This window comes from Pseudomonas sp. 05T35, from assembly GCF_056396605.1.
In genome coordinates this window covers 1-9,235 of record NZ_JBFTLU010000316.1, presented here as the reverse complement: position 1 = coordinate 9,235, position 9,235 = coordinate 1, and the positions used below count along the sequence as shown (strand labels likewise).

The 9,235-nt window shown below is 57.8% G+C and carries 8 protein-coding genes and 2 pseudogenes; 5 read left to right on the top strand and 5 right to left on the bottom strand.

Annotated features, from left to right (window positions below):
• Nucleotides 1–25: 25 nt before the first annotated feature.
• A complete protein-coding gene (copC, locus tag AC1DH9_RS21355) occupies nucleotides 26–409 on the bottom strand; it encodes a copper homeostasis periplasmic binding protein CopC (RefSeq protein WP_477808737.1) in 384 nt (127 codons plus the stop codon).
• Between the two features lie 282 nt (nucleotides 410–691).
• Between copC and AC1DH9_RS21350 the strand changes: the two genes are divergently transcribed.
• The 3 genes and pseudogenes from AC1DH9_RS21350 to AC1DH9_RS21340 all read left to right on the top strand — a co-directional run.
• A complete protein-coding gene (locus AC1DH9_RS21350) occupies nucleotides 692–907 on the top strand; it encodes a co-regulatory protein PtrA N-terminal domain-containing protein (protein ID WP_477808738.1) in 216 nt (71 codons plus the stop codon).
• A gap of 219 nt (nucleotides 908–1,126) precedes the next feature.
• Nucleotides 1,127–2,977, top strand: coding sequence for a copper resistance system multicopper oxidase (locus tag AC1DH9_RS21345; protein ID WP_477808736.1), 1,851 nt, complete (start codon nucleotides 1,127–1,129; stop codon nucleotides 2,975–2,977).
• 12 nt (nucleotides 2,978–2,989) lie between these two features.
• Nucleotides 2,990–3,817, top strand: a pseudogene (locus AC1DH9_RS21340) (copper resistance protein B); the annotation flags it as partial.
• 70 nt (nucleotides 3,818–3,887) lie between these two features.
• Here the strand turns inward: AC1DH9_RS21340 and AC1DH9_RS21335 are convergent.
• The 4 genes from AC1DH9_RS21335 to AC1DH9_RS21320 are packed head-to-tail and all read right to left on the bottom strand — an operon-like array spanning nucleotide 3,888 to nucleotide 7,414.
• Nucleotides 3,888–4,559 (bottom strand): methionine ABC transporter permease, encoded by a 672-nt coding sequence (locus tag AC1DH9_RS21335; RefSeq protein WP_477808735.1) that lies wholly within the window; start codon nucleotides 4,557–4,559, stop codon nucleotides 3,888–3,890.
• Complete coding sequence (locus AC1DH9_RS21330; RefSeq protein ID WP_427538433.1) at nucleotides 4,556–5,536, bottom strand: methionine ABC transporter ATP-binding protein; 981 nt, start codon at nucleotides 5,534–5,536, stop codon at nucleotides 4,556–4,558. Before AC1DH9_RS21330 ends, AC1DH9_RS21335 begins: the two co-directional genes overlap by 4 nt.
• On the bottom strand, nucleotides 5,533–6,348 hold the full coding sequence (locus AC1DH9_RS21325; RefSeq protein ID WP_477808734.1) for a MetQ/NlpA family ABC transporter substrate-binding protein: 816 nt from the start codon (nucleotides 6,346–6,348) through the stop codon (nucleotides 5,533–5,535). The genes AC1DH9_RS21330 and AC1DH9_RS21325 overlap by 4 nt, the downstream gene beginning before the upstream one ends.
• 28 nt (nucleotides 6,349–6,376) lie before the next feature.
• Entirely contained in the window at nucleotides 6,377–7,414 is a 1,038-nt protein-coding gene (locus AC1DH9_RS21320) for an isopenicillin N synthase family dioxygenase (protein WP_427538427.1), read from the bottom strand.
• Between the two features lie 226 nt (nucleotides 7,415–7,640).
• Here AC1DH9_RS21320 and AC1DH9_RS21315 point away from each other — a divergent pair.
• Together AC1DH9_RS21315 and AC1DH9_RS21310 are read left to right on the top strand one after the other, a co-directional pair.
• A pseudogene (locus tag AC1DH9_RS21315) lies at nucleotides 7,641–7,790 on the top strand (amino acid ABC transporter permease); the annotation flags it as partial.
• A gap of 40 nt (nucleotides 7,791–7,830) precedes the next feature.
• Nucleotides 7,831–9,213 (top strand): LLM class flavin-dependent oxidoreductase, encoded by a 1,383-nt coding sequence (locus tag AC1DH9_RS21310; RefSeq protein WP_427538424.1) that lies wholly within the window; start codon nucleotides 7,831–7,833, stop codon nucleotides 9,211–9,213.
• Nucleotides 9,214–9,235 lie beyond the last annotated feature (22 nt).

Below are 9,235 nucleotides of genomic sequence, written 5' to 3'. Positions count from 1 at the left end.
CGATATTTATTGAGTCGCTCATCAATCATTTCACTTTGAAAGAAAAGTTGCCGGTTATCGGGTGAGTGTCCGAGGAGACGGCACGCCATTCGACTTTGTAAGTACCCGTGGTCAATGGCGATGCGGGCGTAATAACCATCGTTTTCGGATCACTGCCACCCRCGACGCCGGCCTTGACGCCCATTGGAGAGTTCGGCATGCCTGGCATGTCGGTCATGATCAGTTTTGCACCGGAGAACTGAGTCGTGAGGTTCTCGGAAAAGTGCAGCTCAATTTTCGAAGGGGCCGCGGCGTCCGAACTTTCTGCTGGAGTAGAGGAAAGAAGTTTTGGATGTGCTTGTGCAACTGCACTCAGAAGCAAACCAGCGGTCAGTACAGCAGCGACGGTAGTAGTTTTAAGGAATGACACGCAAGACTCCTCACAGCATGAGCTGTTGGTTCGAGATTTGATTAGGGGGAAGATCCAGTTTTTACTTTTTGATTCTTGTTAAAAACACAGACGAATACTCAGCGTATTCCACGTTCTGGTACGTACTGAACACGGAGAACTTGGCCAAGACGCCAGCGTTATAGTGCGACTACACGATGCCACATGAACGCGGGCCGTGCGATTACATTTCAGTCAGCTTTGGAGTGGCTCTTTGCCCTGAATCAGGACTTCCCAGCCATCCAGGCCGGGCATCATGACGTGATCTATGTTCAGAAATCTGTAAAAACCTTGCTGATCATCGCTGCCTTGACTGTCTCCTCTCTGGCGATGGCCGAAGGCGGCAGTGATCGCGTATTCGAACGCATGGAAGCTGCCAGACAGAACTCAATGCAAGCGTACCAAGTAGTCCAAACCCAAGGCACCCAACCTCCCGTCGCAGAAAGCAAAACCAAAGAGATGGACCACAAGAATTGCTGAAGGGTCTGGTGCATTCCAGGCTGACAGAAATGTAATCACTGCGGTGGTTCAAATGTGGCAATTTCCGGGCTCGCTTGCCGTATCAATTTGTCTCTGGCAACGGCGGGCAAAACGTATCCGGGACTAATACGAACTCCCGAGAGAGTGCCTTCAACCTGTATGAGCAACTCACGGGTTGTTTCGCACCGCTCCCCTTTTGATTGATTGGACATAAACGGCATGCACTCCAAAACCTCTAGGCGGACGTTCGTCAAAGGCCTGGCCGCGGGTGGAATTCTTGGCGGCCTTGGCCTGTGGCGCCCCCCCGTTTGGGCAGTCACCAGCCCGGGCCTGCCGAGCGTACTGAGCGGCAACGAATTTGATCTGTTTATTGGTGAAACGCCGGTAAACATCACCGGTTCGCCGCGCACAGCCATKACCATCAACGGCACGTTGCCCGGGCCCCTGCTGCGCTGGCGCGAAGGAGAAACGGTCACACTGCGGGTGAAAAACCGCCTGGACCAGGATACTTCGATCCATTGGCACGGGATCATCCTGCCGGCCAACATGGACGGTGTACCCGGTTTGAGTTTCCATGGCATCGCACCGGATGGCATGTACGAGTACACATTCAAGGTTCATCAGAACGGCACGTACTGGTACCACAGCCACTCGGGTTTTCAGGAACAGGTCGGCGTTTACGGTCCAATCGTGATCGACTCGAAAGAGCCCGAGCCCTTTCAATACCACCGTGATTATGTGGTGATGCTGACCGACTGGACCGATGAAGATCCTGGTCGTGTCATGGCCAAGCTCAAGAAGCAATCTGACTACTACAACCACCGCAAACGGACTGTTGGCGACTTCATCGACGATGTCAGCAAGCAAGGCTGGTCCGCGGCGGTGGCCGATCGGAAGATGTGGGCCGAAATGAAAATGAACCCCACCGATCTTGCAGACGTCAGTGCGGACACTTACACCTACCTCATGAATGGCCAGGCCCCCAATGGCAACTGGACCGGCATTTTCAAACCGGGTGAGAAGCTGCGCCTGCGCTTCATCAACGGCTCGGCCATGAGCTATTTCGACGTCCGTATCCCGGGTTTGAAAATGACTGTTGTGGCTGCCGACGGCCAACACGTCAACCCGGTCAGCGTCGATGAATTTCGCATCGCCGTAGCAGAAACCTATGACGTGATCGTGGAGCCTTCCAGCCAAGAGRCTTACACCATCTTCGCCCAATCCATGGATCGAACCGGTTATGCACGCGGAACCCTGGCGGTACACGACGGGTTGCAGGCGCCAGTTCCGGCGATCGATCCCCGTCCTCTTTTAACCATGGATGACATGGGAATGGGTGGTATGGCCGGCATGGATCACGGCAGCATGGGCGGCGACATGCCTGGCATGACCGCAATGGACCACGGCAAGATGACCGGTATGGACCAGGGCGGCATGACCGGCATGGACAGCAGTGACATGCCTGACATGGTCGGTATGGATCACAGCAAAATGGCCGGGATGGACCATGGTGATATGTCGGGAATGGCTGGCATGGGTGGAGAAATGCAGACTCACCCGGCCTCCGAAACCAACAACCCCTTGGTTGACATGCAAGCCATGAGCCCAACGCCGAAGCTCAACGATCCTGGCATTGGCTTACGCAACAATGGCCGTCGAGTGCTCACCTATTCCGACCTGAAAAGTACCTTCCAGGATCCTGACGGCCGCGAACCCAATCGCACCATTGAGCTGCATCTGACCGGTCACATGGAGAAATTCTCATGGTCGTTCAACGGCATCAAGTTCTCCGATGCCGAACCCTTGCGCCTCAAGTATGGCGAGCGTCTTCGCATCACGCTGGTAAACGACACCATGATGACTCACCCCATCCACCTCCACGGCATGTGGAGTGACCTTGAGGATGAGAACGGCAAATTCATGGTCCGCAAACACACGATCGACATGCCACCGGGAACCAAACGCAGCTACCGAGTCACCGCCGATGCCCTGGGGCGCTGGGCTTATCACTGCCACCTGCTGTTCCATATGGAAATGGGCATGTTCCGTGAAGTACGGGTTGATGAGTAAAGGAGACGGGTTATGCGCAAAAATCCAGAAAGGCAGCTTGAGACCATGACCAGCAAGCTTTTACGACCAGCCCTGATTGCACTGGCGGTCTCCGTCAGTCCTGCTTTCTTTGCCGTGGCCAACGCCGCTGATGAGATGGCTCACGGCTCGATGGGAACCATGGATCACAGCAAGATGAACATGGACCCGGGCCAAATGGACGGTATGGAGAGTATGGACTCAGGAGCGACCACCACGAGTCGTACCCCCATTCCCGTACTGACCGACGCTGATCGTGCAGCCGCCTTTCCGCCGGTGGCGGGTCATGGCGTCCACGACAAGAAACTCAACTCCTTCATCCTGCTTGATAAGTTCGAGTACCAGGATGCTGACAACGGCAGCGCACTGAGCTGGGATGCAAAGGGATGGATTGGTGGAGACGTCGATCGCCTGTGGTTGCGTTCGGAAGGTGAACGCACCAACGGCGTAACCGAGAGCGCCGAACTCCAGGCGCTTTGGGGGCACTCGATCGGTCCATGGTGGGATGTCGTCACCGGCGTACGCCAGGACTTCAAACCCGGATCACCGCAGACATGGGGGGCTCTTGGTATTCAGGGGATGGCCCTTTACAACTTCGAAACCGAAGCGACTGCTTACATCGGCGAGAACGGCCAGGCTGCCGCCCGGTTCGAGGGTGACTACGACATTCTGCTCACCAATCGCCTGATCTTGCAGCCGACCGCCGAGGCGAATCTCTACGGGAAAAACGACCCTCAGCGCGGCATTGGCTCGGGCTTGGCGAATACCGAAGTGGGCTTGCGTTTGCGCTATGAAATTGCCCGTGAAGCTGCACCCGGTATACCGGCAGGCTCGCCAGGGATGGAAGTCAATGGAAAGCACGACGCGTATCAGATTGTCGGCCTGACCGAGTTCAACGTCGATGAGCCAGAGCGCGCACCAAGCGGTCGCCGAGGCTCTGCACGCCTTGGACCAGGATCACCAGCACGACCACGGTGGYAACCATCACCTGGTTGTTGAAGCGTTGATAGCCGTAGCGGATAGCCAGATCCCCCAGGCCACCGCCACCAATGACGCCAGCCATGGAAGAAAATCCGATCAGCATCACCAGGGTCAAGGTGATGCCCGCCAACAACGCGGGCAGCGCTTCGGGCAACAGCACCTTGAAGATCACATGGCGAATATCTCCCCCCATGGCAAGGATGGCTTCGATCCGGCCCTTGTCGACTTCGTCCAGGGCGTTCTCGACGATACGGGCAAAGAACGGAAAGGCGCCGATGGTGATCGGTACCACCGCGGCGGTGCTGCCCAGTGTCGTGCCGACTATCAACCGGGTCAGCGGGATCAAGGCAATCAGCATCACCACGAAGGGTAACGAGCGGCCAAGATTGACCAGGCCACCCAGGCCTTTATTGAGCTTGGGCATCGGGTACAGACCACCGCTGCGGCTGATGAACAGCAACACGCCCAGAGGCAAGCCGATCAGCAGGGTAAAAAATCCCGCCAGCAAGACCATGTACAGGGTTTCGCCCGTCGCGTTGAGCACCAGTTGGAGGATCTCGTTCCAGTCGATGGTACGGCTCATGAGCGCTCCACCCTGACACCGCGCTGCGTGAGAAAGGCCAGCACCCGAGTCAATTTCAGCTTATCGCCGGGATGACTAAGAGCCACGCGCAAACGCCCGACCCGCCGCCCGCCGATGGACTCGACGCCACTGGCCAGCAAGTTCACCTCGACTCCTTGCTGCTGCACTAATTCGTTGAGCACCGGGGTGGCCAGAAGACTGTCGAAAAAGCTCAGCTCCAAGGCCAGGGTATCGTTGCCCAAAGGCGCGCTGTAACCCGGCTGCAGTGAGCGACCGAGACTTGATTCCGGGTTTGCCAACAATTGTGCGATAGGCCCCGCCTCGACCAACCGGCCGTGGGCCAGTAACGCCGCGTGACCACAAATGGACTTGACCACATCCAGCTCATGGGTGATCAGCACGATGGTCAGCCCCAGTTGACGATTGATGTCGCGCAGCAATTCAAGAATCGAGGCCGTGGTTTCCGGGTCCAGGGCGCTGGTGGCTTCATCCGACAGTAGATAAGCCGGTCGCGCCGCCAACGCCCGGGCGATTCCCACCCGCTGCTTCTGCCCGCCGGACAGCTGGGAGGGAAACGCCCGCGCTTTATCGCTCAAGCCCACCAGATCCAGCAGCTCTCTTACTCGTGAATGACGCTGCTCTTTACTGACGCGAGCGATTTCCAGAGGCACGGCAATGTTGTCGAAGACGTTGCGTGAGTGCAGCAGGTTGAAGCCTTGAAAGATCATGCCGATGCGCTGGCGTTGCCGGCGCAGTTCGATGTCGCAAAGGGCTGTCAGGTCCTCGCCGTCCAGAAAAATGCGCCCGGAACTGGGGCGCTCGAGCAGATTGAGGCAACGCAGCAGCGTCGATTTACCCGCACCGCTGCGCCCCAGAATCCCGTAGATCGCTCCATCGGGAATGCTCAAGGACACCTGATCCAGTGCAGGAGCCTGCCCTGACGCGTAGGTTTTGCTCAACTGCTCGACGATGATCATGGCTTGCTGTCCGCCACCGTAACCGGGATCACCGACCCCGAGAAGTTGTCAGTGATGAACTTGGCCACCTGAGGCGAAGTCAGGTCTTTGGCCAGTTGCTTGATCCGTGGGTCGTCCCGCAACGTGGGTGTGGTCACCAGGATATTGGCGTACGGGTTGTGCTCGGCCTTTTCCAGCCCCAGCGCATCCTTGGCCGGCACCAAACCGGCTTCCAGCGCGTAGTTGCCATTTATCACCGCAAGGTCCACGTCATCCAGGGCGCGGGGAATCTGCGGTGATTCGATTTCGAGGATCTTCAGCTGTTTCGGGTTCTCGGCGATGTCCTTGGGCGTCGCCTGATCGGTGGCCGGGTCATTGAATCCCGCCTTGAGTTTGATCAGGCCGTTGTCTTGGAGCAGGTACAGGGCGCGACTGAGATTGGTGACGTTGTTGGGGACGGCTACCGTGCCTTTTTGTGGCACTTGGGCGAAGCTTTTGTGCCGATGGGAATAGATCCCCAGCGGCTCGATGTGCACCGTCGCAGCCACCTCGAGTTTTTTGCCAAGGGCCTRCTCCTGAGACTTCAGGTACGGCAAGTGCTGGAAGTAGTTGGCATCGACGTCGCCATGCACCAGCAACTCATTCGAGTTCACGCCATTGGGGATCTCGATGACCTTGAGGTTCAGCTGGGGGTCGATCTTCTGGATGTACGCCAGAATTTGCGCATGCGGTACCGGGTCCGCTGCCACTCGCAACGGCTCCAGGGCCAGGGCACTGAAAGAAGCAACCAGCCCGCCCAGCACTGCCAGGGTCAATCCTGTTTGTTTGAACATGCTCATAGTCCTTGATCAAGTGATGGGGTCAGGCACTCAGGGCCTTGGGGATCAGTGCATCGGCGTAGTAACGCTGGGCAACGTCGGGATGGGAGCGCAGGCGTCCCTTGAGATAGTTCCAGCCCACGTCACGAAACAAGGGATTGTCAGGATCACTGGCCGGGCCTCGCGCTTCACGCAGTAACGCCGTGGGCAAGGGGTAAAGCGGCACCACCGCATCCAGTTGCGCACCAAGGAAAAACGCAATCGACAAGCGCTCGCGGCCCTTGGGTGGAGACAGCACCCGATGCACCGTGGCGCGCAGATAACCGTTGGTGGCCAGTTCCAGTAATTCGCCGATGTTCACCACCAGGGTGTTGTCCCGAGGCGGCGCGTCGATCCAGCGCCCCTCCTCGATCTCGACTTGCAGGCCGGCCTGGTGATCCTGCAGCAGGAAGCTCAGGAATCCCGAATCCTTGTGAGCCCCCACCCCTTGATGACTTTCGTCTGGCGCCCGCCCCGGATAACGCATCAGTTTGATGTGTTCATTGGGCTTGTCGCCGTACAACTGATCGAACGCCTCTTGCGGCAGCGACAGCGACTGGGCGAAGGCGCGCAGCAGGCGCAACGACATGCGGGTCATGGCTTGCTGCCAATCCAGCAGCAAGGGTTTGAGTGTCGGCAGCGAGGCCGGCCATTGATTGGGGCCTTGCAGGCGCGCCCAGAGCGGGCTGTTCGGGTTCAGCGGCAAAGCCTCCCTCTCGGCCCCCAGATCGAACTGCTCGCGCAGGTCAGGCTTGCCGCGAGTGACCTCCGAAGCCGCACGGTTATAACCGCGAAAATGTGGCGAGTTGATCATGCCAACTGCCGCCTTCTCGTGGTCCGGCAGGGCAAAGAACTGCCGGGCATGCTCCTGCACCTGCTTCAACAAGATGCTGTCGATGCCGTGGCCGGTCAGGTAAAGGAATCCGACATCCCGTGCGGCGTGGCGCAAATCGTCAAGAAACGCCTGACGCTGCACCGGGCTGCCATCGAGCAATGAAAGATCCAGGGTCGGTAAGGTGGTGATGTCCCGTGTGTGCGGCATGGTTCACTCCCATGTGAATTGACTGAGCGCGTTCAGCCTGGCGTCCTGTTGAAGCTAAACGATCTTAAAAACCGCTAATAAATATCTTTTTTGCATTAGCTTAGGTTCGATTCTTGACAGCAAATTGAGCGTTTGAGGTCAGCCACTTGATATAGCTCGATACACGCTTGTTATTCCACAAAAGAAGTACACATAGATTTTATAGTACGTTTCAATCTATGCGCTTCTGGCGCACTCGCATGGCCGATCTTCTTATCGCCATATCGAAATGCTCACCACCGCAGCCGTCATCTCTTGGCTGTTCTCCATCGGCCCGGAACTGATCCAGGTGCGCCTTGAGCAACATTTCGGCAAAGGGTTCAAGCACCAAAGGTGAATCCGCCCCTTCAACTACTTTTACTTTCTCTGGAGCGATGATGTCCGACCCAAAACCTCTGTTGTTTGCACTCTACGAACAAGCCAGCGTGGGCTGCGGCGGTGCTCCGAGCCTCTGGACGCACCCGGCCGACGAGCGCCTGGCAATCAACTCCCTGGGCTATTGGTCGAACCTGGCGCGCATTGCCGACCAGGCTAACCTCGACATGTTGTTCTTCGGCGACGTGCTGGGTTTCTACGACGTCTTTGGCGGCAATGCCGATGCGGCGATGAAATGGGCCGTGGAAGCGCCGGCCAATGACCCGCTGATGATCATTCCCGCCTTGGCCGCGGTCACGGACAACCTCGCGTTCGGCGTCACGGTCACCACCAGCTATGAACACCCCTTCACCCATGCCCGGCGTTTCAGCACCCTGGACCACCTGACCAATGGCCGGGTGGGCTGGAACATCGTGACCTCTTATCTGTCCAGCGCCGCGCGTAATTTCGGCCTTGAACAGATGATCAAACACGATGACCGCTATGAGCGCGCCGAAGAGTTCCTCGATGTGGTGTACAAGCTCTGGGAAGGCAGTTGGGCCGACGACGCCGTGGTTGCCGACAAGGCTCGTCAATTGTATGCCCGAGGTGATCGGGTACGGCCGATCAATCACGCAGGCGAGCATTATCGGGTAGCCGGCCCGCACCTGACCTCGCCGTCACCGCAGCGCACACCGCTGCTGATCCAGGCCGGCTGGTCGGGGCGTGGCCGTGAGTTCGCGGCGAAGCACGCCGAGCTGATTTTCATCGCCAAATCCAACCCTCAGGAAATCCGCCAGGGCCTGGAAGACATATGGGCCAAGGCCCAGGCACGCGGCCGCCAGCGCGAGGATGTAAAGTCCCTGACCGTGCTGCGTATCGTCACCGCCAAAACCGAGATTGAAGCCCAGCGTAAATATGATGCGCTGCAAAGCAACTACCACCTGCAGGCACAACTGGTCAGTTATGCGGGTGACACCGGCATCGACATCAGCCGCTACGCCGACAGCGATGCACTGTCGACCCATACCGAAGGGCTGACGTCCTATGTCATGCACCCTGATGGCAGTGGTAAACCGTTGACCGCCGGGGATGTGAAGCAACGTTTTGCCAAGGTCACCCGCGGCAGCGACCTGATTCTGGTGGGCACCCCGCAACAGGTAGCCGACCGGATCGAAGAACACGCGCGCATTTCCGGCACCAGCGGCTACATGATCAATCCATTGATCAGTCCCGGCACACTTGAGGATTTCGTAGAGTTGATCATTCCGGAATTACAGAAGCGCGGCCTCTACAGAACCCAACCGCAAAGTGGAACCTTCAGGTCCAGGCTGAGGGAGGATGGCAGCAACCATTTACCCGATTCGGCTTACGGAGCCTCATTCCGCTTCGACAAGGACCTATAGCCGCTGGGCGACTGCTTATGAG